This is a genomic window from Nocardioides sp. Z40_12 (assembly GCF_058215795.1).
This window is the reverse complement of sequence record NZ_JBZAJA010000004.1, coordinates 360,557-384,753: the sequence shown is the minus strand read 5'-3', so window position 1 is coordinate 384,753 and position 24,197 is coordinate 360,557. Positions and strand designations below refer to the sequence as shown.

27 protein-coding genes and 1 pseudogene are annotated in these 24,197 nt (G+C 69.1%); 15 read left to right on the top strand and 13 right to left on the bottom strand.

The features are described 5' to 3' along the window. Positions 1 to 28 precede the first annotated feature (28 nt). The gene (locus tag AC4BG9_RS10410; protein WP_490571024.1) at positions 29 to 487 is read right to left on the bottom strand and encodes a hypothetical protein; all 459 of its coding nucleotides are present in this window, start codon (positions 485 to 487) and stop codon (positions 29 to 31) included. Between the two features lie 237 nt (positions 488 to 724). Between AC4BG9_RS10410 and AC4BG9_RS10405 the strand changes: the two genes are divergently transcribed. Further along, complete coding sequence (locus AC4BG9_RS10405; RefSeq protein WP_490571023.1) at positions 725 to 1,288, top strand: hypothetical protein; 564 nt, start codon at positions 725 to 727, stop codon at positions 1,286 to 1,288. Between the two features lie 39 nt (positions 1,289 to 1,327). Here AC4BG9_RS10405 and AC4BG9_RS10400 read toward each other — a convergent pair whose 3' ends face one another. Both AC4BG9_RS10400 and AC4BG9_RS10395 read right to left on the bottom strand, forming a co-directional pair. Next, complete coding sequence (locus tag AC4BG9_RS10400; protein WP_490571022.1) at positions 1,328 to 2,044, bottom strand: glycoside hydrolase family 16 protein; 717 nt, start codon at positions 2,042 to 2,044, stop codon at positions 1,328 to 1,330. Between the two features lie 4 nt (positions 2,045 to 2,048). Continuing rightward, entirely contained in the window at positions 2,049 to 2,195 is a 147-nt protein-coding gene (locus AC4BG9_RS10395; RefSeq protein ID WP_490571021.1) for a hypothetical protein, read from the bottom strand. 132 nt (positions 2,196 to 2,327) lie between these two features. Between AC4BG9_RS10395 and AC4BG9_RS10390 the strand changes: the two genes are divergently transcribed. From AC4BG9_RS10390 to AC4BG9_RS10380, 3 genes are all read left to right on the top strand, one after another. Continuing rightward, positions 2,328 to 2,912, top strand: coding sequence for a hypothetical protein (locus AC4BG9_RS10390; protein WP_490571020.1), 585 nt, complete (start codon positions 2,328 to 2,330; stop codon positions 2,910 to 2,912). Between the two features lie 65 nt (positions 2,913 to 2,977). Beyond that, positions 2,978 to 3,433 carry a hypothetical protein gene (locus AC4BG9_RS10385; RefSeq protein ID WP_490571019.1) on the top strand — a complete coding sequence of 152 codons (456 nt, stop codon included), beginning with the start codon at positions 2,978 to 2,980 and terminating at the stop codon, positions 3,431 to 3,433. 123 nt (positions 3,434 to 3,556) lie between these two features. Continuing rightward, complete coding sequence (locus tag AC4BG9_RS10380) at positions 3,557 to 4,504, top strand: class II glutamine amidotransferase (protein WP_490571018.1); 948 nt, start codon at positions 3,557 to 3,559, stop codon at positions 4,502 to 4,504. A 632-nt stretch (positions 4,505 to 5,136) separates the two neighbouring features. On the opposite strand, the gene AC4BG9_RS10375 is transcribed toward AC4BG9_RS10380, so the two are convergent. Next, positions 5,137 to 5,481 carry a hypothetical protein gene (locus tag AC4BG9_RS10375; RefSeq protein ID WP_490571017.1) on the bottom strand — a complete coding sequence of 115 codons (345 nt, stop codon included), beginning with the start codon at positions 5,479 to 5,481 and terminating at the stop codon, positions 5,137 to 5,139. A 76-nt stretch (positions 5,482 to 5,557) separates the two neighbouring features. Next, entirely contained in the window at positions 5,558 to 6,262 is a 705-nt protein-coding gene (locus tag AC4BG9_RS10370; RefSeq protein ID WP_490571016.1) for a hypothetical protein, read from the bottom strand. A gap of 29 nt (positions 6,263 to 6,291) precedes the next feature. Here AC4BG9_RS10370 and AC4BG9_RS10365 point away from each other — a divergent pair, with 29 nt between their 5' ends. The 4 genes from AC4BG9_RS10365 (at position 6,292) to AC4BG9_RS10350 (ending at position 8,204) form a co-directional block, all read left to right on the top strand. Then, a complete protein-coding gene (locus AC4BG9_RS10365) occupies positions 6,292 to 6,474 on the top strand; it encodes a hypothetical protein (RefSeq protein WP_490571015.1) in 183 nt (60 codons plus the stop codon). A 90-nt stretch (positions 6,475 to 6,564) separates the two neighbouring features. Further along, the gene (locus AC4BG9_RS10360; protein ID WP_490571014.1) at positions 6,565 to 6,948 is read left to right on the top strand and encodes a VOC family protein; all 384 of its coding nucleotides are present in this window, start codon (positions 6,565 to 6,567) and stop codon (positions 6,946 to 6,948) included. A gap of 205 nt (positions 6,949 to 7,153) precedes the next feature. Beyond that, the gene (locus AC4BG9_RS10355; protein ID WP_490571013.1) at positions 7,154 to 7,591 is read left to right on the top strand and encodes a hypothetical protein; all 438 of its coding nucleotides are present in this window, start codon (positions 7,154 to 7,156) and stop codon (positions 7,589 to 7,591) included. Between the two features lie 142 nt (positions 7,592 to 7,733). Beyond that, positions 7,734 to 8,204, top strand: coding sequence for a hypothetical protein (locus AC4BG9_RS10350; protein WP_490571012.1), 471 nt, complete (start codon positions 7,734 to 7,736; stop codon positions 8,202 to 8,204). 43 nt (positions 8,205 to 8,247) lie between these two features. On the opposite strand, the gene AC4BG9_RS10345 is transcribed toward AC4BG9_RS10350, so the two are convergent. Next, entirely contained in the window at positions 8,248 to 8,625 is a 378-nt protein-coding gene (locus tag AC4BG9_RS10345; protein ID WP_181309956.1) for a winged helix-turn-helix transcriptional regulator, read from the bottom strand. Between the two features lie 100 nt (positions 8,626 to 8,725). On the opposite strand from AC4BG9_RS10345, the gene AC4BG9_RS10340 reads away from it, so the two are divergent. Together AC4BG9_RS10340 and AC4BG9_RS10335 are read left to right on the top strand one after the other, a co-directional pair. Next, positions 8,726 to 9,091, top strand: coding sequence for a DoxX family protein (locus AC4BG9_RS10340; protein ID WP_490571011.1), 366 nt, complete (start codon positions 8,726 to 8,728; stop codon positions 9,089 to 9,091). A gap of 122 nt (positions 9,092 to 9,213) precedes the next feature. Next, the gene (locus AC4BG9_RS10335; protein ID WP_490571010.1) at positions 9,214 to 9,753 is read left to right on the top strand and encodes a hypothetical protein; all 540 of its coding nucleotides are present in this window, start codon (positions 9,214 to 9,216) and stop codon (positions 9,751 to 9,753) included. Between the two features lie 38 nt (positions 9,754 to 9,791). On the opposite strand, the gene AC4BG9_RS10330 is transcribed toward AC4BG9_RS10335, so the two are convergent. Both AC4BG9_RS10330 and AC4BG9_RS10325 read right to left on the bottom strand, forming a co-directional pair. Further along, entirely contained in the window at positions 9,792 to 10,088 is a 297-nt protein-coding gene (locus AC4BG9_RS10330; RefSeq protein WP_490571075.1) for a GNAT family N-acetyltransferase, read from the bottom strand. Positions 10,089 to 10,090: 2 nt separating this feature from the next. Then, a pseudogene (locus tag AC4BG9_RS10325) lies at positions 10,091 to 10,322 on the bottom strand (transposase); the annotation flags it as partial. A 363-nt stretch (positions 10,323 to 10,685) separates the two neighbouring features. Between AC4BG9_RS10325 and AC4BG9_RS10320 the strand changes: the two are divergent. From AC4BG9_RS10320 to AC4BG9_RS10310, 3 genes are all read left to right on the top strand, one after another. Then, the gene (locus AC4BG9_RS10320) at positions 10,686 to 11,537 is read left to right on the top strand and encodes an Abi family protein (RefSeq protein WP_490571009.1); all 852 of its coding nucleotides are present in this window, start codon (positions 10,686 to 10,688) and stop codon (positions 11,535 to 11,537) included. An 873-nt stretch (positions 11,538 to 12,410) separates the two neighbouring features. Continuing rightward, the gene (locus tag AC4BG9_RS10315) at positions 12,411 to 12,716 is read left to right on the top strand and encodes a hypothetical protein (RefSeq protein WP_490571008.1); all 306 of its coding nucleotides are present in this window, start codon (positions 12,411 to 12,413) and stop codon (positions 12,714 to 12,716) included. Between the two features lie 483 nt (positions 12,717 to 13,199). After that, positions 13,200 to 16,232, top strand: a complete 3,033-nt coding sequence (locus AC4BG9_RS10310; RefSeq protein WP_490571007.1) for a TrlF family AAA-like ATPase — start codon at positions 13,200 to 13,202, stop codon at positions 16,230 to 16,232. A 221-nt stretch (positions 16,233 to 16,453) separates the two neighbouring features. On the opposite strand, the gene AC4BG9_RS10305 is transcribed toward AC4BG9_RS10310, so the two are convergent. Continuing rightward, entirely contained in the window at positions 16,454 to 18,910 is a 2,457-nt protein-coding gene (locus AC4BG9_RS10305; RefSeq protein ID WP_490571006.1) for an excinuclease ABC subunit UvrA, read from the bottom strand. Between the two features lie 158 nt (positions 18,911 to 19,068). Here AC4BG9_RS10305 and AC4BG9_RS10300 point away from each other — a divergent pair, with 158 nt between their 5' ends. Next, on the top strand, positions 19,069 to 20,613 hold the full coding sequence (locus tag AC4BG9_RS10300; protein ID WP_490571005.1) for an FAD-dependent monooxygenase: 1,545 nt from the start codon (positions 19,069 to 19,071) through the stop codon (positions 20,611 to 20,613). A gap of 18 nt (positions 20,614 to 20,631) precedes the next feature. On the opposite strand, the gene AC4BG9_RS10295 is transcribed toward AC4BG9_RS10300, so the two are convergent. The 4 genes from AC4BG9_RS10295 to AC4BG9_RS10280 all read right to left on the bottom strand — a co-directional run bounded on the left by AC4BG9_RS10295 (position 20,632) and on the right by AC4BG9_RS10280 (position 22,767). Further along, complete coding sequence (locus AC4BG9_RS10295; RefSeq protein ID WP_490571004.1) at positions 20,632 to 21,657, bottom strand: NAD-dependent epimerase/dehydratase family protein; 1,026 nt, start codon at positions 21,655 to 21,657, stop codon at positions 20,632 to 20,634. A gap of 7 nt (positions 21,658 to 21,664) precedes the next feature. Then, positions 21,665 to 22,186, bottom strand: coding sequence for a metallophosphoesterase family protein (locus AC4BG9_RS10290; RefSeq protein ID WP_490571003.1), 522 nt, complete (start codon positions 22,184 to 22,186; stop codon positions 21,665 to 21,667). 25 nt (positions 22,187 to 22,211) lie between these two features. Beyond that, positions 22,212 to 22,424: a glycine zipper domain-containing protein gene (locus AC4BG9_RS10285; RefSeq protein ID WP_490571002.1), complete on the bottom strand. Its 213-nt coding sequence runs from the start codon at positions 22,422 to 22,424 to the stop codon at positions 22,212 to 22,214. Between the two features lie 94 nt (positions 22,425 to 22,518). Beyond that, positions 22,519 to 22,767, bottom strand: a complete 249-nt coding sequence (locus AC4BG9_RS10280) for a glycine zipper domain-containing protein (protein ID WP_490571001.1) — start codon at positions 22,765 to 22,767, stop codon at positions 22,519 to 22,521. 180 nt (positions 22,768 to 22,947) lie between these two features. On the opposite strand from AC4BG9_RS10280, the gene AC4BG9_RS10275 reads away from it, so the two are divergent. Beyond that, positions 22,948 to 24,189, top strand: a complete 1,242-nt coding sequence (locus AC4BG9_RS10275) for a sulfite oxidase (protein WP_490571000.1) — start codon at positions 22,948 to 22,950, stop codon at positions 24,187 to 24,189. The last annotated feature ends 8 nt before the right edge of the window (positions 24,190 to 24,197 follow it).

Sequence of the window (24,197 nt, the reverse complement as noted above, 5' to 3'; positions counted from 1 at the left end):
GCGCGGGATACGTCGCGGGCGTGCCGCCTCAGACCGCGGCCGCCCCGGCAGAGGAGTCCCGCTCCGCGGCGCGGTGCGCCATCACTCCCAGACCGATCAGGATGGCGACATCCTCGGGGACGGCCGTGGCGGAGACCTCGATGGTGCCACTGGTCCGCAGCAGGCCGCCGAGCTTCAGCGACATCGCCTGGGCGCCGTCGACGTCCTCCCAGGAGAGCTGCCGTGCGAACACCCCACTGATCCTGAGTCGGTAACGACGGCCGCCCACCTCGGCATCACCTCGGCCCAGCAGGCCGGTCTCACGGAACTCACCGACCGCCTTTCCCTCCGCGGTCTCGGCGAGCACGGTGCGGCCGAGCAGGCCCGACGTGGAGAAGGTCAGCCGATCGGGCCCCAGGCTCAGGTGGGCCGACCGCGTGAGGACGCCGTGGAACGTGATGGTCCCCTGGTGGCCGCTGTCGTCGACGAGCCGGAGCGAGGAGCTCACCAGAGACGGTCGGGTCACTGTGATCGTGCGCCCCATCGTTGCTCCTCCTCGACTGCGTCTTCTCGGCTGCGTCGGACGTCTCGATCGAGGGTAGGGCCGCGCGGGACAGGAGCGAGTCGCTGATTTCGGGTAGTCGACGTGAATCTGAGCGCCCGGGTCATCGGCGGAAGCCGCGTGGTTGGGTAGCGCCCGGGACGGGTAGGAGGCGCCCGGACACCACACACGAGGGGAGATCTCATGAACCGGATCAAGAGTCGCGCGCTGGCGCTGACGACGGCACCGGTGGCGCTGGGGATGGCGGTGGCGCTCGTCGCCGCCCCGGCCCAGGCGTCGTCGACGAGCAAGAGCGACCCGGCCGGGGACCACGTCATGGGTTCGGGGGGCACCCTCGACCTGGCGAAGGTCTCGATGCGGACCAAGGGCAAGCAGAAGATCCAGATCACCTTCGCACTGCACAACGACACCACCGCTGAGCACCTCGCCCTTCCTGGCGCGATGGGTGTCAATTTCACCGTCGAGAAGAAGATCGTGCGGGCCGTGCAGGTCTTTGCCCGTGACGGAGTGATCGAGAGCAACGTCTGCACCTACGACACCCGCAAGGAGGAGCTCCCGCCGGCGACGAAGTGCAGCCCACTCGCGCTCACCCAGGTCGACGCGAAGACCTTCCGGGTCGAGCTGAAGCGGAACCAGGTAAAGAAGGGCGCGAAGGTGCTGAAGTGGACGGCGTCCGCCTTCCAGGCAGCTGGGACGTCCCTGGACCCGTTGGGGTCGGTCAAGAAGCCCTTCACCTGGAAGCTCTGAGCCGCGGCGCGGTCGCATCGAGACCCACCCGGGTCCTGGCTACGGCGTGGCCGTCCCGGGTGGGTCCACGCGGATCCGATCCACCAGCAGCACAGCCGGGAGGTCGGGGTCGTCAGTGGCCTGGCCCGGCCAGTCACCCCCGATCGCCAGGTTGACGACCAGGAAGAACGGATGGTCGAAGGGCCACGGCCCCGGCACGTCGGACGGTGTGAGTCGGTGGTGCTCCTGGCCGTCGAGGAGCCAGGTGATCCCGGAGTCGTCCCAGGCGACGGCGTACTCGTGGAAGTCGGCCGCCAGGTCCGCGCCCGCGTCGATGGCCCTGCCGACGCCGCCACCGAGGCCGGCGTACCCGGGACCGTGGATCGTCCCGTGGCAGCGTCGGGGATCCGTCCCGACGTGCTCCATCACGTCGATCTCGCCGCAGGCCGGCCAGCCGACCTCGTCGAGGTCGGCGCCGAGCATCCAGAAGGCGGGCCAGGTGCCGCGGCCACCGGGGACCTTGAGGCGTGCCTCCACCCGGCCGTAGCTGGCGGCGAAGCCGGCCCGCGTCGTCAGGCGCGCCGAGGTGATGGTGCCGTCGGCCTCACGCCGGGCAGTGATCTGGAGGTGTCCGGCGCCGTCGAGGGCGGCGTTCGCCGGGTCGTCGGTGTAGACCTGCCGCTGCCGATCACCCCAGCCTCCGCCACCGAGGTCGTGCGTCCAGACCCGCGGATCGGGCGGCGTGCCTGCCGGCCCTGCGAAGTCCTGGACCCACATGGGCTCAGTCTCGTCTCTGCTCGAGCAGGTCCTTGCGGAAGTGCACGTCCGCCTGTCCCTCGACGGGCACGTCGTCCCAGCGGAAGATCTCGCGGTAGCCGCCCTCGTCGAGCGAGGCGTCGGCTTCGCCGACGACGATCCGAGTGGCCACGGAGGGATCGTGGCACACGGGATGCGCCGTGGGCAGACGTGAACACCGGCGACGAGTGCCCCGCTCGGGTGGTTGGGTAGAGCCCGGGACGGGTAGGAGGCGCCCGGACACCACACGCGAGGGGGAGATCTCATGAACCGCATCAGGAGTCGCGCGCTGGCGCTGACGACCGCGCCGTTGGCCCTGGGGATGGCGGTGGCGCTCGTCGCCGCCCCGGCCCAGGCGTCGTCGACGAGCAAGAAGGACCCGGCCGGGGACCACATCGGCGATCCGTCGACGCTCGACCTGGCAGGAGGCACCCTGCGGACGAAGGGGAAGCAGAAGATCGAGATCACCGTGCGCCTGCACAACCCGCTGACGGTCGACGACTTCGCCGTGCCGGGGAGCCTCCTGACGGTGGACTTCAGCGTGGGCACGCGAACGGGTCGCGCCGTGCAGCTCGGCGCGCGTGACGGGGCGTTCGAGTCCGTCTTCTGCACCTACCGCCTGGACAAGAACGGCGTGGTGACGGACCGCACGGGCTGCAAGCCGGTGAAGCTCTCGCACGTCGACGAGAAGACCTTGCGCGTGGTGCTGAAGCGCAAGCAGGTCATGAAGGGCACCAAGGTGGTGAAGTGGAGGGCCGGCACCTACGTCCCCACCCCGCAAGGGACCGGGGACGGTTCGTACGATCCGCTCGGGGCGAGCGACAACTCCTTCTTCACCTGGAAGCCCTGAGTCACAGCGCAGACGCGCAGACCGCCACTCTGGACGCTGCCTCGTCCCGGTGCTGCACTGGAGGGGTGCAGTTCGAGGTCGACACCGTGGCGTCCCCGGAGCTGGTGCGGCAGGCCTTGACCGACTTCTCGAGCCGTCGCCTCCAGATCTGGAACAGGACGCTGGACCCGAAGCGTTACGAGGTCTTCGACCAGGGTGAGACGTGGGCGGTGGCGCGGGAGGCCACGCCCGGCTCGCCGTTCTGGGTGATCGCCCGCTACGACTGGTCGGACCCGGAGGTGATCCGGTTGTCGGTCCAGGAGAGCAGTTATGGCGGGGCGGGCGACGGGGCGTTCCGCATCGTGCCGCGGGAGGACGGCGGCAGCCACCTGCTCGTGGAGTGGGAGAACACCGGCGCCGCCACCCTCTGGCAGAAGGCGCTGCTGACCCTGATCCATCGCGGCCCGATGGGCCGGATCGTCTCCCGGATGTGGGCCTCCGCGCTGGACCGGTACGCCGAGTCGGGCGGCGCCGCGGCCTAGCGGCGTGGGGCTGCAGACGCTCGGGTCGCCGGACTCACAGGGCTACTCCAGCCGCCGACGGGTACTGCTACGCCGACCTCGCCCGCCTGCCGCGGGCCGCACCGAGCTCAGTGAAGGAAACCTATGTGCCGAGTCCTCGCCTACATCGGGTCGGAGATCCCCCTGGAGAACCTGCTGCTCAAGCCGGAGAACAGCCTGGTCAACCAGACCCTCGACCCGGAGCGTCACCCGCAGCTCCAGCTGGCCGGGTGGGGATTCGGAGCGTGGGGCGAGCACCTGCTCAAGCAGGAGGAGCCGTTCCTCTACCACCGCCCGATGGCTGCCTTCTACGACGACAACGTCGCCGGCATCGTGCCGAGCCTCCAGGTCAGCACGATGCTTGCTCACGTGCGGGCGGCGGACTACAACGCGAAGACCGTGCTGGCCGACGAGAACTGCCACCCCTTCTCCTACACCGGCACCCCGTGGATCGTCGCGCAGAACGGTGACGTGCCGAACTGGCAGCTGTTGCAGCGCGAGCTGCTGAAGCACTGCAAGGACGAGTACCTGAAGCAGATGCGGGGCAACACCGACACCGAGTTCCTCTACGTGCTCCTGCTGTCCCTGCTCGAGAGCGACAGCGACGAGGACGTGAAGCGCGCGTTCGAGGAGCTGATGAGGCTGCTCGTGCAGGCGATGAAGGACCTCGACCTGCCGGCCCTGACCAAGCTGAAGATGGCCCTGGTCTCCCCGGACCGGATCATCGGGGTCAACGTCGGCACCGGCCACCAGGGCGAGACCGAGCCGGAGGGCGACTGGCGGGAGCTGCTCAAGGCCGAGCCGGGCACCGACGACTTCGCCCTCGGGATGCTCCTGGAGCCGATGTACCTGCTGATGGGGAAGAACTTCCACAACGACTCGACGTACGGCTTCGAGGACTGCCACGTCGAGGACGCGACGTCCGCCATCTTCGCCTCCGAGCCGCTCAGTGAGGACACCGACGACTGGTCGACGCTGGAGTTCGGGGAGATCGTGTTCCTGGAGAAGGACGGCGAGAGCATCACCCGGACCGTCGACCGCTTGAAGGTGTAGCCCCCACTCGAAGCTCAACGACGAACACCCAGCCCCCGACGACGAGACCGGCGATCGCTCCCACGACGTGTGAGGTCACGCCCCACACGATCGCTGCGATGCCGATCGCGCTTGCGAGCCCGGACCCGATGAAGGTCAAGTAGCGCCCGCCTCCACCGCCGCGCAGCCACCAGAGTGCTGATGCGTGCGGCAGCGCCCATAAGACCGATGCCAGCAGTCCCACCTGGGCGATCCATAGACCGACCCGATTCCACTCGTACGCGCGTGGCAGGTAGTAGAGACACAGGCCCCCGAAGATCGCAGTGGCCGTGAGACCGAGCACGAGACACGGACCAGCGATGGAGCGCAGCTCCTCGTGAGGTCGCCAGCGCGTGTGCGAGCCCGAGCTCTCGGATGGGACGACGTGGCGATGGTCTCGTCTGCGCTGATGCGGCATGGTGTCAAGATGGCGGAGTCGCCATGACCTTGGCCAGAGCTCGCGTGAGGATCCTCGCGCTCGGACTGCTGGATGGACCCGACGGACTGCTGCGGATGGCTGTCGACCCCGCCGTGCGGGGCGACGAGGAGCTCTGCCGCCGACGTCGCCGACGTCGCCGACCCCCGATCCGCAGGCAGTTCACGGCGTTGGGCGATCAGCGCACCGGCTGCGCGGTCGCGCGGGACTGTTCCCGCAAGGTCTCACCGGGAAGCGCCCAGTGCCACGCCCAGGTCAGGGTGCTGCCGTCCCACCCCGCACGGATCTCCATGGGGAACAAGGCGTCCTCAGCGACGTAGTGTCCGGTTGCTGTCGCCCGCAGGATGGCGACGTCAGGGAACTCGCTTGTGGCCACGTGCAGAGCCGTGGGGGTCACGATGGTGTGCTCGACGTGCTGGAGACCGTCCAGGCCGACGGCCTCGTAGTCGAGGCTCAGTGCGTGCTCGGTCAAGCGGCGGACTTCGATCCGGCACTGGCAGTCACCGCTCTCCTGGCCGCTCACCGTTCCGCGGTAGAGGCCGGGGGGAAGTGCCATCAAGTCGGACATGGCCGATTGCACCACGTTCCCTCGGGCCATGTCACGAGCGCCAGCGCCGCCGGCCGCTCGGGACCTTCGCGGTCCTGGGCGGGAGCGGGCCGACCTGGATCTCCTCGCCGTAGGACCACCCGGGGAGCAACGGCAGGAACTCACCGCTCCAGAAGGTGCCGGGGTCGAACCACGTCGGCTTCCAGCCGTCCTCGACGATCCCCATCTCCTGGAGGGTCAGCGCCACGGCCTCCGCGCAGAACGCCGCCTCGGGACGAGCCCGCTGCCCGCGCTTGCGGCGCGGCTGGTGGGCGTCGCGCCCGCGCAGCCATCGGGCGGCGAGGCGGGCGGTGCTGGGGAACGAGACCCCGTCGAGGCGGGCGACCGCGCGCAGGGCGCCGTCCTCCTGCTCCCGACCCGCCTCCGGGGTGAGCTGGCGCATCCACGCCGCTTGGCCGTAGGTCTCGCGCCACCGGGTCACCGCGTCGCCGAGGTCGTGTAGCTGCACGCCCCGGTGGAAGTCGCCGGACCAGTGGTCGACGAGCGCCTTGCCCATCTCGGCGTGCCACAGCAGCGGCGGCAGGTCGTCGAGGACCACGGCCATGCCGACGTGGTTGACGGGGGCGTTGGTGAGGGTGCGGATGGCGCGGTCGGCGGTGGTGCGGCCCCGGAACAGCCAGAGGTCGCCGGTGCGGGTCAGGCCGGCGGCCTCCTCGACGGAGATGCCCTCGGCGCGTGTGTCACTCACGCGAGGCATCGTGCCGCATGGCGGCTAGGGTCGCCCGTATGCGCGCGGCGACGTGGTGGAAGGTTCTCGGGCTGGCCGGCATGGCCGGGGTGGTGGCGACCGGTGTCGTGGTCACCCGCGGAGAGCGGAAGCGGCAGTCGTACACGCCCGAGCAGGTCCGCGACCGGCTGCGCCAGCGGTACGAGGAGATCGAGCAGGAGACGTCGACGGCCGAGGCGTGACGCCGGGGGCGGCAGCCCTGGATCAGGTCGAGCCTCGTCTGCGGGCGCGCCATGGGTGGACAGGCGTCCGCCCGCATGGTGCAGTGAGGCATGGGTGAGTTGACGCCGTACATCTGCGTCGCCGACGCAGGCCGCGCCATCCAGTGGTACGTCGACGTGCTGGGTGCTCAGGTTGTCTTCGAGCCGATCCTCATGGAGGACGGGCGGGTCGGCCACGTCGAGCTCGCCGTCGATGACGGTCGCTGGATGATGTCGGACGAGTTCGACTCGGCCGGCGTCGCGGCGCCCGACACGTCCCGCGGCGCTGCCGTCTCGCTGCACCTCGAGGTGAACGACGTCGACGCGCTGTGCCAGCGGGTGACGGGCTCGGGTGTGACCCTCGACCGCGGACCCGAGGACAGTCCGCCGGCCGGCCGCGTGGCCGTCTTCCGCGATCCCTTCGGCCACCGCTGGTTCCTCAACCAGCGGTCCTGATCAGGACCGCTCGTCGCCGATCCCGCGCGCGTGGAGCGCGTCCCCGGACTCGTGGGTGCAGGCTCCACGCGTCCTCCTCGGACGCCCACCTACGGCATCGTGCCGCACATGCTGGACCTGGTCCTGGCGCAGAACTAGGCCGGCGTCACCACCGAGGCCCATGCCGGCGGGGTCGGTGCGGCGGGCGGTGTGCCAGAGTTTCATCATGACCTCTTGGCGCGACACAGCATCCGCTGCGGCTCAGGAAGACCTCGACGGTCTCCTCAACCTCGTGCTGCCGCTGGCCCAGGAGCTCCTCGGCAAGAACGGGCAGTTCTACCCCTTCGGCGCCACGGTGTCGACTGACGGGGAGGCGTCGCTCACCGCGTCCGCCGAGAGGTTGGGAGAACACCCGCAGCCGGACCAGGTCCTGGCCAGCGTGTACGACGGAGCACGTGCGACCGCGCGTGAGAACCGCGCAGTTGCCTTCGTCTCCGACGTCCTCATCGACGGGTCCGACGCAGTCCAGGTCGAGCTCGAGCATCGTGACGGCATCGCAATCGTCGTGTGGGTGCCCTACAAGCCCGCAACGCGGAAGAGGGTCCCGACCTTCAGGGACATGAGCGTCACACCGGGAGAGCCGCGGGTCTGGACCGACAGCTAGGGCACACTTCGGTCCGTGCTTCACGTGCTGGGGGCTCGTCCTCGGGCTACGTGAGCGGACGCACCGTCTTGGCCCGAGCTCCGGTCGGGCTGCACAGGTCTGGACGAAACTGCGCGATCACTTCATGAGCCAAGGGGGCGGCGTGCAGCACAGAGTCATCGAGCAGCAGGTCGACGTGCCGGCTGAGCCCGCACGGGTGTGGGAACGAGTCGTCCACCCCGACGGCATCAACCACGAGATGCGCCCCTGGATGACGATGACCATGCCGCGCCAGGCGTCGGGGCTGACCATCGAGACGATCCCGCTGGGACGACCGGTCGGCCGGGCCTGGCTGCGGCTCTTCGGCCTCGTCCCGTTCGACTTCGACCACCTCACCCTGGTCGAGGTCGAGCCCGGCGTGCGGTTCCGGGAGAGCTCCACCATGGTGAGCATGCGGCGCTGGGAGCACGAGCGCACCTTGACCCCCGTCGCAGGCGGGACGCGGGTGCACGACCGGGTGACCCTGCAGCCGCGACTGCCGGTCCCGGGTCTCGCCGCTCTGCTCGCGTGGGTGGTCGACGCGTTCTTCCGGCACCGCCAGCGCCGGTTGCGGCGGTACTTCGCCGAGAACTGACGCCGTCCTTCTGGCCTGACCGCAGGTTGCGTGGGCCGGCGACCTATTCGCTGCGCGCATCGTAGGCAGATTGGTTCTGCTCGATCTCCGGGTTGTGGTCGACGGCCCATTCGGCGAGCGCCACTGCGGGCTCGATCAGGGTCCGCCCGGTCGCGGTCAGCTCGTACTCGACGCGCGGCGGGACCTCGGCGTAGACCGTCCGGGACACCAGGCCGTCGCGCTCCAGGTTGCGCACCGTCCGGGTCAGCATCCGTTGCGAGATGCCGGGGATCCGAGTCTGCAGCTCGGAGAACCGCAGCGGCGGTCCGTCCAAGGTCGCTACGACCAGCAGGGTCCACTTGTCGCCGATCCGGTCGAGGATCCCGCGGATCGCGCGACCACCGTCGCCGCGGATCAGGCATGACTTCTCGTACTTCGACACGGACTTCCCTGTTCGTCACTGACACCGATGTGCCTTTTGTAGGCCTCGATCAGGTTACCCATGATGGGGTCCGTTACTAACGATAACCAAGGAGCCCATCATGCAGATCGCCTACTGGATCATCGCCGCCTTGCTCGCTGCGTTCTATGCCTACGCCGGGGCACTGAAGATCCTTCGTAGTCAGGAGCAGCTGCAGCCCATGATGGCCTGGGCCGGGACCGACGTGCCGATGCCGGTGGTGAGGTTCATCGGCACCGTCGAGGTGCTCGGCGCCCTCGGTCTCGTGTTGCCTCCACTGACTGGCGTGGCGGTGGAGCTTGCCATGGCGGCCGCTCTCGGGTTGACCGTCCTCCAGGTGATGGCGATGGGCGTGCACCTGCGCCGCGGGGAGCAGCGGGAGTCGGGGATGAACGTGGCACTGATCGTCCTCGCCGCAGCCGCGACGTGGCTGGCAACCTCGCTCTGACATCGTTCAGGCTGGCGGCTTCGGAGTCGACGTGCCAGTGTCTGCGGATGCGCAGAGCCACCCCGCAGGAGACCTCTCGTCCCACGCGGCAACGCGGAGCGCAGCGGCTGTGGGACCCGCGGGTGTGGGGCACGACCATCGGAGCTGCCGGCGGCACCGTCTTCGTGATGGTCAACCGCGGCGAGCTCGGCGACCCGTGGACGACCGTCGCGGCCCTGGTCTGGCTGGTGGCCTTCGCCGCCTACCTGTGGTTCGTGCTCGTCGCCCCCCGGTGGTTCGAGGCGCCTGCTCCAATCGGCAGGTACGCCGGCCTGGTCTACGTGGGCAGCGTCGTCGGGATGCTGCTCCTGATCGGCCTCGGCAGTGCGCTCCTGGACGAGGCGGGTCGCGACGAGCTGCGCCCCGCCCTCATCGTCGTGGCCGTGGGCCTGCATTTCCTGCCCTTCGCCGCGGCCTTCGCCACGCCCATGTTCACCAGGCTGGGGGCGGTCATGGCGGGGATCGGTGCGATCGGCCTGGGTGCCGGCTGGGTGTACGCCGATGCCGCGGCGTCGGCCGCGGCTGTGGTCGCCGGGATCGTGATGATCGCCGTCATCACGGCGGACGCGTTCGGCTCGGCGGAGCCTGACGAGGAGGAAGGCTTGACGCGGCCGGGACGCTGAGGAGGCCTGCATCGATCCGACGGCGTAGCCGCCGCTGATCAGGTGGCGCCCGGCCTCGCGGAGAAGTCATGGCGATAGATCACGGCGTCGCTCCACGGCGTCACGTCGGGCCGCAAGAAGGTGAAGGAGAGCCGCTCGGCCAGCCGGATGCTCGCGTGGTTGTCCGGGTGGATGACGGCCGTGAGGTACGGCGCCGGGCGCGCGACCGATGCCCACGTGAGCCAGGCCTGGGCAGCCTCCTGGGCCAGTCCACGACCTTGGCTCCGCCGGGCCAGGACCCAGCCGAGCTCGAGCTCGTCCCACTCCGGCCACGGATGCAGCCCTACTCGTCCGATCTGCAATCAGCCACCACCGTGATCAGCGCGGCCTTCGAGCGCTTGGCGCTCGAGGAGCCACTCGGGGAAGTAGGTGCCCTTGCGCAGCTTTGGGATCGCCACGTCGATCGTGCCCACGCGGGTGTCCAGCGGACGGTGACGATAGCCGTTGCGTTGCGCGGTCCGCGCAGGATCCGGGCGGCCGTACTCGGCGCCGACCACCGCATCGGCGTCAGCGGACAACAAGGCGTTGATGATGGGCGCCGCCAGCCCAGTTGCGGGCTGTCGTGGCCTCACTGTTCGATCCTGCGTGCCCTGGAAGGGCCACCTACCTCAACCTCGCCGTGACCGAAGCCGTCACGGCAGTCCCGATCCAGCTGGACACAGCCAGGTGTCCACGCGGGTGGCCGCGGGATCCTGTCAAGGCTTTCCCTACGACGGGCCCTTCGTGCTAACTTACGTCCATCAGTGCCCTGCCAAGGTTAAAGTTCCGTTCGCACCTCCGCGCTTAGATGGCGCACAGCGTTAGCGGAAACCCTCAAATCGGCAGGGCCAATGTCTTTTAAACCCCCCGCAGCTTTCTCCACGTCGAAGCCGCACCTGAGCGTCGCCCAACAGGTGCAGCTGCTGGTGCAGCGCAAGCTGAAGGTTTCTGACAAGGCCGCAGCCGAGGCGTACCTCCGGCGCGACAACTACTACCGCCTGTCCGGATACGCGCGAGAGTTTCAGATCCGCCCCACCTCGGGCATGAACGACTTCCAAAATGGCGTGACTTTCGAGGATGTCACTGGCGCGATGGAGCGCGACGACTGGGTTCGCGCCAAGACGCTTCCGGCCCTACTCGCGGCCGAGCGGTTGATCCGCGGCCCACTGGCTCATAACCTCTCCCAGACGCACGGCAGCGGAGCCTTCTACCTCCAGAAGCAGGCCTACAAAGCCAATCTTGCACGTGCACAACGTATTCCGGATGACTGGACACAGTCTCTGTTGGCATCGAAGCATCCGGCGGTGCGGCACTACATCCAGGACGGGGACTGCTCTGCTGTCCCGATCTGGGTCGCGATCGAAGATGCCTCGTTCGGAACCGTAGCCCAGCTGATTGAGTGTCTCGTCGATGAAACCGCGGCCCACTCAGTCGCGGAGACCCTCGGATTCAAGCGCAAGGAATTCCCGAGCGTCATCAACTCCTTGCGCTACCTTCGCAACAGTTGCGCTCACCACGCTCAGCTCTGGCATCGCTACAACAAGCTCCCTTGCCCGTTCACCGGCAAGAACACGGATCGCAAGCGCCTACCGAGGTGGTCGGCCAACAGCCTCTTTCCCACATTGCTGGCTCTGGAGAAGATGCTCAAGGTCCACGCTCCAGCCACGCAAGCAGCCGAGGGCTTGGCTGAGGTACTGCAGTATCTGGGCTCCGACTGCCCCCTAGTTGCGGGATATCTACACCCATCCCCGGGCCAGAGAACCTAGGGAAGGATACGTCCCTGAACCCGCCGCAAGTGTCAGCGGAGACAGCTCGGTCCGGTCACACATCGACGTCCGATGAGTTCCGCGGAGCCACACTAAGAGGCCGCGCCTTCTGAATATGCTGCGCGGGTGACCCCGCTTCCGACGATCATCGTTGGATGGCAATGTGGGACCCCGCGGGGAATTACGAGTTACTCGCCAGACTCCTACGGGTGGCGGAGCAGGCCCTTGGTCATCCGATGCCTGAATCTGACCGACCAGCAGACCTGCAGGCTCTGCGGCGCCTGTCCCAGCTTCCTGAAGGGTGTTGGCGCACGACGGCTAGGCGAGTGATCAGCGCTCGAGGATTCCTGGATCCCCAGTTGTGGCTTCGAGTGGCGAGGCAGGAGGGGGAGAGTGCGCCCGCATCCGCTACATACGCCGGTCCTCAACAACTAAAGAGAATCCAGAAGGATGCTATCCGCCTCTTACGGGAGGCCAAGCTCGAAGAGCGAGATCGGACGAGTATCCGAGCTCCCGAGCCCATGTCCGTGCCGACGCCGGCGCGTGAACCAAACCGAGCGCTGTGCATTGCTTGTCGGTCGCTTCACGCTCCCGCGGAGTCTTGTCACTGTCAGCGATCCGAGAACGGAGGAAGGTGCGACAACTAGACATACGTGCGCAGTGGAGAAGCGAAGCGGTGGATGCGTGCGACCGCGCCGTGCGGGACGGCCAGAGATCGTCGTCCTGTCGTTGATGCATTGACTCGCTTGTCAGAGGCACGGATGAACTCCAGCGAGCGATGGAAACTCTGTGTCACATTCGCGGCGGTATGGGCCACTCTGGCGCCCGCCGTAGCGGATCCGGGCTGACGCTGCGTCTGGCAGGCTGCCCGGCATGGATTACGACCACTTGGCGGCTAAGGCCAGGCCCGCGCTCATCACCGCTTCGATGCGCCGCTCCACGATGACGTACGGCGAGCTCGCCCGCGCCATCGACCTCGACCCCAACGTCCCGCTCTCCCACCACATTCGTCGAGTGCTGGATCGGCTCAGCCAGGACTGCATGGATCGCAAGGAACCTTCTCTTGCAGTCTTGGTCGTCAACGAGAAGTCCGGTGAGCCCGGACCCGGGTTTCGCGCCGGCAAGACCCCTTGGCACACAGAGACCCGCCGCTGTTTCGACCGCTGGCAGCCTGCATAACCTGATCCCCGTTTTGCTCCGTTCGCGTCGAGCAACGCGTCCCGCAGGTCGCGATGCCGGCAGGCGGCGAAGGGACGCACCGCAATGTCAACTGTCCGTGCAGCAGACCCAAGGCCGCGAGCTGACGCAGCGACTGGCTCCTTGAGTCCGCGGCTGCCGAAAGCGCACCGAGTATCGGATAGATCTGGGCCGGGTCCAGATTCGTTAGCGACGCGTGCGCTGGGCCGCGCAGAGCGCGCCGTGCTTCCTCGGTGTCGGACGGCGGTTGCTCAAACGTGGGCATCGGCCCTCCCCAACGAGCGTTCTCGCTAGGGAGGTGGGCGCGAATGATTGGAGGGATGTTGGCCTGAACCGAGTGTGAAGTGTTTAGCCCCACCGCTCGTGGCTTGCCACCGCGCCTCCCGTGTTCGATTCACTCTGCGAAGGAGGGCGTCTACCTCTAGTCTTCGGAGCGGCCGTCACATCGGGGAAGGGATGCCAAGAATGACCGCGTATGAACGAGGCTCCGAATGGCGGATGTGGGACCTGCATGTGCACACGCCCGACTCCATCATCCAGGATTACAAGGGCGCGGAGGCCGAACGATGGCCCCGATTCCTGGACGAACTGGAAGGACTGCCCAGTGACGTACGGGTCTTGGGCATCAACGACTACTGGTTTCTAGACGGCTACACGAAGGTTCGACAAGCCAAGGAGTCGGGACGGCTAGCCAATATCGATGAGGTGTTCCCGGTCATCGAAGTTCGTTGCGACACTTTCAGTGGGAGTGAGAGCAGTCTCAAGCGCCTCAATCTCCACCTGATCCTCGATCCCGCGGAGCCCGTGGATGATCTAATGCAGCAACTTTCTGCACTTCTGCGCGGTCGGTACCAGTTGACCCCGAGCTTAGAGCCCGTTGATTGGACAGAGGTGCCCACGCGCGCATCTATGGCACGTCTCGGTAAGAAGATCATCGAGTCCACTCCGCCCGAGAAACGAGGCGAGTTCGCTCACAAGTCCGAACTGGAAATCGGCTTCAACAATCTCAACGTAAGTTTCGAAGCCCTCCGAAAGGGCATTGCCGACAACTCCTACTTACGCCAACACGTCATCCTCGCCCTCGGTAAGGTCGAGTGGGACACCATCAAGTGGAACGCTGGATCGATCGCGCACAAGAAGACCTTCGTGAACAGCGTGCACGCCGTATTCACCGCCGCGAAGACGCGAGAGGCGTTCGATAAGTCGCTTGCCTCCTTACGGAGCGCCCAGGTTCGACACCATCTTCTCGACTGCAGCGATGCCCACACCTGGGCCAACTCGGATTCGCACACGCGACTCGGGTACTGCTTCACCTGGATCAACGCAGACCCAACCTTCAAGGGACTTCGCCAAGCCCTTCAGGAATACGATCATCGCGTCAGCACGGCGGAACGTCCCGACGTGCTGACCCGAGTAGCGCACGCGCCCCGATCCTCGATTACCAATGTCTGTATCGCCCCAGTGGACGGTGAGATCGCCGATCCGCTGTTTCATTCTCATATCCCGCTGAACCCGGGCTTCATCGTAGTCATCGGAAACAAGGGACAGGGCAAGTCCGCACTACTTGACAGCATTGCATTAGCGGCGAACAGCGACCGTCACGACGATTTCTCCTTCCTAAACGCTAAGCGCTTCAGAGCTCAACGCGGGGTCGCGAGCGCCTATCGCGCCGAGGTGAAGTGGGCTGACGGGTCGACGTCGACTGCCCGCCTTAACGATGGCTTCGATCCCGCATCAGCCATCCGCGTCGACTATCTGCCGCAGTCTTTGATCGAGAAGGTGTGCTCCGCGGACCCGAACAGCGCGACGAAGCAAGACTTCGAGAGGGAAATTGAGCGGGTCGTTTTCCGCCACATTGATGACGCGGACCGCGGGTCAGCAACAAGCCTGAATCAACTACTTCATGCGCAGGGTGTCGCGCACCAGGCGACGCTCAAAGAATCGCGCGCCGAGATCGCCACAAGCGCCGAAGCTTTGTCCACGCTGCAACACCGACGAGTGGAACTCGAACTGCTGGACCTATCGACGCGGAGGGCGGCCCTAGACGCGCGGTTGACGGAGGTGTCCGCGTCTCTTGAAGCGGTGTCGCTTGAAATTGAGTCTAGTGGGTCGGTCGAGCAGCAAGTGCAAGCGGCGGAGCTTCGCTCTGTGCGGGAGGAGCAACAGAAACTCCTCGATGCTGTCGAGGACTTACGCCTTCGCCGCGAGGCCATCTCGACCAGTGTCGAGGAGGTTGGCGATCTCCACAAGCGTCTGCAAGGAGCCATCGACACAGCGCGTTCCATCGCCGTTGACGTTGGGACGCGGATCGGTGTCGCGGTGGACACTCTGCTCGAAATCGGCTTCGAGGACTCAGCTATCACGTCCTGGATCACTGCCCGATCGGAAGAGATGACCGCTCTACAAGGGGCACAGGCGCAGTCCGGAGGGCTAGAGGACCAACTTGCAGTCGTCACGAGAGTTGTGTCCGAGAAACAAGCCGCACTGCAATCGTTGAACGACGAGGCGCAAGCGCTACTGATTCAGCAGTCTGACCTTCGTGCACAGCAGGAAGGCCTGCTAGGTGAGCCCGGAGAACCGGAAAGCGTCCGTGGCGTTGCAGCGCTAGAGTCCGAACTCGCAAGCATCCCTGACGCGATTGAGTCGGCCACAACGGCGTTGCGAGCGGCCTTCAACGAGGTTCACGCAGCACTGTCGTCGATTAAGGAACTTCAACGTGCCGCGTACCAACCCGCTACGCAGTTCGTAGAGTCCAACAAACTAGCGATGGATGCGCGCTTGGCGTTCGACGTCGAGTTCCGCGTACGCGACTTCGCGAATCGCTGGGCGGACATGGTCAATCGCCAGAGACTCGGCCAATTCCCCGACATGACAGCGCCCGACCGCGATGCCACGCTCCTGGGAGACGTCGACCTCGACGACGCTGACAAGGTCCTGAAGGCGTTGGACGGGCTAGTCGACCGACTAGGTCGAGACGGGGGGCGGCTCGACGGTGCCTCTCGCTCCCTAGATGTCATTATGCGAAGCGGCCACGCGCCCGCGGAGTTGTTGACTGCCATCTACGGGCTGGAATGGCTCCAGAGTCAATACATTATCCGCGCGGACGGGGCCGAGTTGTCCGAACTCTCACCTGGGCAACGCGGGCTGGTTCTCCTACTGTTCTACCTGCTCGTGGACAAGTCAGAGCGCCCTCTCCTGCTCGACCAGCCGGAAGAGAACTTGGACAATCAAACCGTCCGCAACGTCCTTGTTCCGGCGCTTCAAGAGGCGGTTCGACGCCGACAGATAATCGCAGTCACCCACAATCCAAACTTTGCTGTCGTCGGTGATGCGGACCAGATTGTCGTCGCCAGCTTCGATGGGCAGTTCAGTTATCGTTCTGGGTCCCTAGCCGAATTGCAGATCGGACAATCGACAATTGACGTCCTGGAGGGAACCCGGGAGGCGTTCGCCAGCCGCAGCACCAAGTACACCGACGTCGTCGGGAAACCCCACTAGCCCTCTGCGCTCTTCAGATTGCCAGGCGAGTTCGTTACGAATGATTGGCAGCATCTGCAGCCCCAGTCGCCTTGGGGGTTCGACCGGGCACTGAGGCTCCGCTGCCCCAGTCAGCGGCAGGGCCGACCGGGCAAGGACGACGTGATAGAGCTTGGCCGCGATCATGGCCAGTCGGCGTCCCATCTGCGTCTGTCTGGGTGGAAGGGGCCACCCGTCCGGCGTCACCCGGCGGACCGCGAGGCGAGGTACTTCGCCGTGACCCCGGCCCCCGCCGCAGCCACCTCCGCCGGCGTCCCCGTCGCCACCACCTGCCCACCGGCGTCCCCACCACCCGGCCCCAGGTCCACCACCCAGTCCGCGGACGCGATCGTGTCCAGGTCGTGCTCCACCAGCACCACGGTGTTCCCGGCGTCCACGAGCCGGTGCAGCTGCCGCACCAGCAGCGCGGTGTCGGAGGGGTGCAGGCCTGACGTGGGCTCGTCGAGCAGGTAGAGGGTGTGGCCGCGGTTGGCCCGCTGCAGCTCGGTGGCGAGCTTGATCCGCTGCGCCTCCCCGCCACTCAGCTCGGTCGCCGGCTGCCCGAGCCGCAAGTAGCCGAGCCCCACCGACTGCAGCGCGGCCAGTCCGCGCGCCGCCGCCGGCACGTCGGCGAGGAAGGCAGCAGCCTCGTCGACCGGCATCCCGAGCACGTCGGCGATGCTCCGGTCCCGGTAGGTGACCTCGAGCGTCTCGGGGTTGTAGCGCGCCCCGCCGCACTCCGGGCACGGCGCGTAGGTGCTGGGCAAGAAGACCAGCTCGACAGAGACGAACCCCTCGCCCTGGCACTTCTCGCACCGCCCCTCAGCGACGTTGAAGGAGAACCGGCCGGCGCCGTACCCGCGCTCCTTCGCCAGCGGCGTCGCCGCGAAGACCTTGCGCACCGCGTCGAAGAGCCCGGTGTACGTCGCCAGGTTGGACCGCGGCGTCCGGCCGATCGGCTTCTGGTCCACCACCACCAGCCGGTCGAAGGCGTCGACCCCGCGGGCCTCGCGCACGTCGACCTCCCCGGTGAAGACCTCCTCCTCGTCGTCCTCTCCAGACGAGACCGAGAGCGGAGCCAGCCCCAGGTGACGGCGTACGACCTCGCCGAGCACCTGCACGGCGAGTGTCGACTTGCCCGAGCCCGACACCCCGGTGACGGCGGTCATCGCGCCCAGCGGCAGGTCCAGGGAGACGTCGCGCAGGTTGTGCCGGGAGACCCCGACCAGGTGCAGCCACCCCGACGGCTCGCGAGGCTCCCGCGCGAGCCGAGGCGCCCGCCCGAAGAGGTACTCCGAGGTGGCCGACTCGGCCACCGCCTCCAGCCCGGCGACCGGACCGGAGTAGAGCACCTGACCGCCCTTCTCCCCGGCACCCGGGCCGATGTCGACAACCCAGTCGGCACGGCGTACGACGTCCATGTCGTGCTCCACCACGAACAGCGTGTTGCCCGCGGCCTTGAGGTCGTCGAGCAGCGCGAGCAGCGGTTCGGCGTCGGCCGGGTGCAGCCCCGCCGACGGCTCGTCGAGCACGTAGACGACCCCGAAGAGCCCCGAGCGCAGCTGGGTGGCGATCCGCAGCCGCTGCCCCTCACCCGGCGACAGCGTGGTCGAGCTGCGCCCCAGCGCCAGGTAGCCCAGCCCCAGCCCGAGCAGCACCTCGATCCGGGCGACCAGGTCGCCGCCCAGCCGGGTGGCGGCGTCGTCCTCGTGGCCCGCGGCGGCCGGCCGCAGCCGCTCCACCAGCTCGGTCAGCGGCAGCGCGTTGGCCTCCGCGATCGACATGCCGGCAAACATCACCCGCAGGGCGTCGGGCCGGATCCCGCTGCCGAAGCAGTCGTGGCACGGCGTGCTGCGCACGAACCGCTGCATGTCGGCGCGCATCTTCTCGCTGCCCGATCCGGTCAGCACCTGGCGCACGTGCCGCCGGGCGCTGCGGAAGGTGCCCATGTAGTCGCGGCCCCCGCCGCCGTCCTTGTCCTGCGGGCGGATCAGCACCCGTGGCTGCTCGTCGGTGAAGAGCAGCCACTCCTGGTCACGCCGGTTCAAATCGCGCCAGGGGCGGTCGATGTCGATGCCGAGGTTCTTCACGATCCGCCGCAGGTTGTGCGCCTGCCAGGCGCCCGGCCACGCGGCAATCGCGCCCTCGCGGATGCTCAGCGAGGGGTCCGGGACCAGCAGCTCCTCGGCGACGTCGTGCACCACCCCGAGGCCGTGGCAGGTCGGGCAGGCACCCGCCGCGGTGTTGGGGGAGAACGCCTCGGCGGCCAGGTGCTCAGCACCCTCGGGGTAGCAGCCGGCGCGGGAGTAGAGGATGCGCAGCAGGTTCGAGAGCGTGGTGATGGTGCCGACCGTGGAGCGCGAGCTGGCCGCGCCGCGGCGCTGCTGGAGGGCCACCGCCGGGGGCAGCCCGGTGATCTCCTCCACGTGCGGGACGCCGACCTGCTGGAGCAGGCGCCGGGCATAGGGAGCGACCGACTCGAAGTAGCGGCGCTGCGCCTCGGCGTACAAGGTGCCGAAGGCCAGCGACGACTTGCCGGACCCAGAGACGCCGGTGAAGGCGACGATCGCGTCGCGGGGCAGGTCGACGTCGACGTCGCGGAGGTTGTGCTCACGGGCGCCGCGGACGCGGACGCAGCCGTCAGGTTCAGGAGTAGCCATCGGGCACTCCCTACCCGAGCGCGCCACACCTCACACGCCGCGGTCGACCTCTCCCTCTTCAAGGTATACGCGCACCGGGGGCTTGCGGCAAGGCCCCGGTGACCCCTCACACTCGGCGCTCGGAGCCGTCCGGGGCTCCCATCCAGAAGGGGACGACGATGGTCGGGAGCAACGTGGACGACGTGGACGTCGTCGTAGTGGGGGCCGGTCCGACCGGCCTGATGCTGGCCGGCGAGCTGGCCAGCGCCGGCGTCCGGACGCTGCTGCTGGAGCGCCGCGCCGAGCCCTCCCAGGTGGCCCGGGCCGGGGGGCTGGCCGGGCAGGTGATCCAGCTGCTCCACCACCGCGGCGAGCTCGAGCCGCTCCAAGCCCTGAGCCCCGCCCCCGAGCCGGCGCCGCGCTTCCCGTTCGGGGGCCTGCACCTGGACTTCACCCGGCTGACCGCGTCACCGATGCGCGCCCTGGTGCTGCCGCAGCCGCAGCTCGAGGCGGCGCTCGCCGAGCGCGCGGGCAGGCGCGACGCCGAGCTGAGGCGCGGCCACGAGGTGGTCGGGCTGAGCCAGGAGGCCGACGCCGTCACCGTCGAGGTGCGCGGCCCCGCCGGGCCCGCGCGGGTCCGTGCCCGGTACGTCGTCGGCTGCGACGGCGGCCGCAGCCGCGTCCGCGAGCTCGCCGGCATCCACTTCGCCGGCGACACCCTCCCCGAGGTGGAGCGGCTCGCCTCCACCACCCTCCCGGCCGGGGTGCGGGCCCGGGACGACGGGGCGGTCGAGGTCGAGGGCGTCGGCACGCTTCCCTTCGGCTACACCGCGACCGAGCGCGGCGTCTTCGCCTGCTACGCGGTCGGCGACACGCTCGGGGTCTACACCGCGGAGGTGGAGGAGACCCGGTACGACGACGCGACGCCGATGAGCGTCGACGAGCTGGCCGCCAGCATCCGGCGGGTGACGGGCGTCGACCTGCCACTGGGTGAGCCGCTGCGGATGACCCGCTTCGGCTACTCCGCGCGGCAGGCCGACCGCTATCGCGCCGGCCGGGTGCTGGTCGCCGGCGACGCCGCCCACCTCTTCCCCGCGGGCGGGGTGGCGGTCAACGCCGGGATGCTCGACGCGGCCAACCTCGCCTGGAAGCTCGTTGCGGACCTCCAGGGGTGGGCGCCGGCCGGGCTGCTCGACACCTACACCGAGGAGCGGCGCGCCGCCGCGGAGCGGACCCTGCTGCACACCCGCGCCCAGGTCGCGCTGCGGCGGATCCACGGCCCGGACGGCGACGCGCTGCGGTCGCTGGTCGCCGAGCTCGCCTGCGACGAGCAGCCGCTGCTGCGCCTCGGCGCCCTGATGGCCGGCACCGACGTCGGCGTCCCCGCCGCGCCCGACCGTCCGCTCGTCGGCGACTTCCTCACCGACCGGCTGCTCGGCCTGCCGCAGGACGACGAGCGCACCCGCGGCCTGCTCGCCGCCGGCCCCGTGCTGCTGGACCTGGCCGACCGGCCCGCCCTGCGCGCGGCCGCGGCCGGATGGGCGGGCCGGGCGCGGGTGGTCGGGATCCGGGTCGACCGGCCGCCGGCCGACGCGTTGCTGCTCCGCCCGGACGGCGTCGTCGTCGCCGCCGTGCCCACCGGCGAGCCCGACGCCACCGCGCTCCCGGCGCTGCGCGACGCGCTCACCGCGTGGTGCGGGAGCCCTACCCACCGCGCCGGCTGAGTCCGGAGGCTCCTCGGCTCAGGAGCCGCCTGCCGCCGCGACCAGCGCCGCCTCCACCTCGGGGCTGAGCCCCAGCGGCGACCGGTCGGTGCGCGTCGGCAGCCCGCCCAGGGTGCGCAGCCAGAGCCAGGTGTCGGCGACGGTCTCCTCGACCGGGCGGCACGTGAGCCCGGCGGCGTACGCCGCGGAGACGTCGCCGTCGTGCAGCCCCGCCAGCTCCCCGGTGGGCGGCACCCAGATCGGCAGGTCGTTCCACCCGGTCGCCCCCGCCGCCGCGACCGCCTCGGGGGAGAGCCACACCAGCTCGCCCGCGGCGCGCTCCGGCCGGTCGGCGCTGATGGCCGCGCGGCACGCCTCGAGCAGGCTGCCCATGGTGGCGTGACCGGGCCGGCTCACCGTGTTGAACGCGCCCGTCACCCCGCGCTCGGCGGCGTCGAGCATCCACCGGGCGAGGTCGCGCGCGTCGACGTACTGCAGGGGCCGCTCGGCCGGGCCGGGCGCGGGCACCCGGCCGCCGCGGGCGATCCGGTCGAGCCACCACGGCAGCCGGCCGACGTCCTCGTGGGGCCCGAGGATGAGGCCGGCGCGGGCCAGCAGGGAGCGGTCGTCGAAGCCCTCCAGCACCGCGAGCTCGCCGCCGCGCTTGGCGGCGGCGTAGTCGGCCTGGTCGGTGCCGGCAGGGTCGCCGTCGACCACCGGCGCGGCCTCGTCGAGACCGACCGGCAGCGGCCAGCGGTAGACCGAGCGGCTGGAGACGTAGCCGTAGTGGCCGACCCGGTCGCGCAGCAGGCGGACGGCGTCGCGGACCGCCGTGGGCTCCGCCGACCAGGTGTCGAGGACGGCGTCCCACCCGTCGCCGGTGGCCTCGTCGAGGGCGGCGGCGAGCGAGCCGGGGACCCGCCGGTCGGCTCGCAGTGCCCGCACCCCGTCGGGCGGGCCGGCGCTCCCGCGGTTGACCACGGTCACCTCGTCGCCGCGACGCACCGCCTCCTCGACGAGGGCGCGCCCGACGAACCTCGTCCCTCCCAGCACCAGGACCTTCATGTCCCGACTATGAGGGATCGTGGTGGCGCGGGGGAAGCCTGTGCAGCGCCACGTCGCGCAGCTCGCCGGCCTCGGCGACCGCGGTCATGTAGGTGCAGAACGGCTGACGTCGCCGGTCGGTCGGCGAGCCCGGGTTGAGCAGCCGCAGCCCGGTCGCGGCGGTGGTGTCCCAGGGGATGTGGCTGTGGCCGAAGACCAGCACGTCCAGGTCGTCGTACGCCGCGGCGCACCGCTCCTCGCGCCCCTTCGCCTGCCCGGTCTCGTGGACCACCCCGAGCCGGACGCCGTCCAGCTCGACCCGCGCCACCTCCGGCAGCCGCTCGCGCAGCACGCCGTGGTCGTTGTTGCCGTAGCAGCCGACCAGCCGGCGCGAGCGCGCCTCGAGCTCGTCGAGGAGGGATACGTCGACCCAGTCGCCCGCGTGCAGCACCACGTCGGCCTCGTTGACGGCCGCCCACACCTGCGCGGGCAGGTCGCGGGCGCGCTTGGGCAGGTGGGTGTCGGCCAGGAGGAGGAGCCGGGTCGTCATGAGGCCCAGTCAACTAGAAGCAGGGCTACTTCTTTCCGCTCCAGCTACCGCTCCAGGGGGCCGCGGCGAAGGCGAGCCCCAGCACGAGGCCGACGCCGAGCAGCGCCCAGCTGTCGAAGATCAGGGAGAGGGCGACACCGAACGCGAGCCCGAGGGAGACCCCCATCGCGACCCTCGTCGCCTTCTCGTCGTCCTTGCTCTTCTCGCCGTCGGCAGGGTGGCTCTGCTCGTCAGTCATGTCCGCGACGGTGCCACGGGGCGATCCCTCGGGCAAGGATCCTGATCAGGATGCGCAGCGATCACGGCGCCTCAAGCGGTGCGGCTCGCGGTCCCTACTCCTCGGTTTCGCCCTTCGCGTCCCCCGCCCCCTGTGGGGTCACCCCGAACGCCACACCCAGGGCGATGCCGAAGCCGAGGTACGCCCAGCTCTCGAACACCACCGAGAGTGCGACCCCGAGCAACAGGCCCAGCACCACCCCCAGCGCCATCCGCCTGTTCCGGTCGGGCCCCTGTGCCCCGGGCTCGTCAGGTGCGTCGGGGCCGTCGGCCTCCGGGGTCGGGTCGTCCGTCGAGTCGGTCATGTCCGGGATTCTCACCCAGCGCACGCGGGGTGGGAAGGCCGTCTGCGCGTCCCGCACGCCCTCAGGACGGTGCGTCGAGCATTACGCCCGCGCGACGGTTGGGTAGCCGTCCACTCTTGCCAGGACCGAGAATCTCCCTATTCTTGACTTCATTACATGACTTTGGGACGGGGTGGCGGCATGGAACGTGGTCTGATGCGCGAGGGCGAGTACGACGCCGAGCGCGCGGAGCGGGCAGGTCTCAGCCGACGCCGTCTCCTGAGCTGGGCGGCGGCGGCTTCGGGGGGAGTGGCCGCCGCCCAGGTGGGCGGGGTGTTCGGACCGTCGCCGGCGTGGGCGCATCCCGCGCTGCCGACCCCGACACCCACGCCCACCCCCTCGCCCGTGCCGGGGATCGTGAAGCCGCTCCCGGCCGAGCTCTTCACCCCGCGCGGCACCAACGCCGAGATGCGCTGGGAGGCGATGCGCGGCCAGGGCTACCTGACGCCGGCCGACCGGTTCTTCGTCCGCAACCACACCACCACCCCGCGGATCGACGTGGCCACCTGGCGGCTGCGGATCCACGGCAGCGGCGTACGCCGCGAGGTCTCGCTCTCCTACGACGACCTGCTGCGCCTGCCCCGGGTCACCGTCACCCGAGCGGTGGAGTGCGCCGGCAACGCCCGCAACCTCTTCGGCAGCCAGCAGGGCACGCCGGCCGCCGGCACCACCTGGGGCCTCGGCGCGATCGGGGTGGCGACCTGGACCGGCGTCCGGCTCTCCGACGTCCTCGACCGGGCCGGCCTCGACCGCGCCGCCCTCGACGTCATGCCCGTCGGGCTCGACTCGATGGCCGTCCGCCGCCCGATCCCGGTGGAGAAGGCGCTCGCCTCCGACACCCTGCTGGTGATCGGGATGAACGGGCGCACCCTGCCGCCCGACCACGGCTACCCGGTGCGGCTGCTCGTGCCGGGCTGGGTCGGCATCTCCCACGTGAAGTGGGTCGGCGAGATCGAGGTCTCCACCACGCCGCTGCTCTCCCAGTGGAACACCACCAGCTACCGCCTCTTCGGCCCCGACTACCCCGACACCCCGCTGGTGACCACCCAGGTGGTCAAGAGCGCCCTGGAGTTGCCGTTCCCCGCCACCGTGGGCCGGGGCCTCCGGCTCCTCAGCGGCCGCTCCTGGTCCGGCCTGGGCCGGATCGTCGGGGTCGACGTCTCGGTGGACGACGGCCCGTGGCGCCCGGCGCAGCTGTCGTGGCGCAACGACGAGAAGGCGTGGCGGCAGTGGAGCTTCCTGTGGCACGCCAGGCCCGGCGAGCACCGGATCCGGATCCGCGCCCGCGACGACCGGGGCAACGTCCAGCCCGACAGCGTGCCGTTCAACGAGCAGGGCTACCTCTTCGGCGCGGTCGCCTCCCACCCGGTCACGGTCCTCTGAGGGATGCC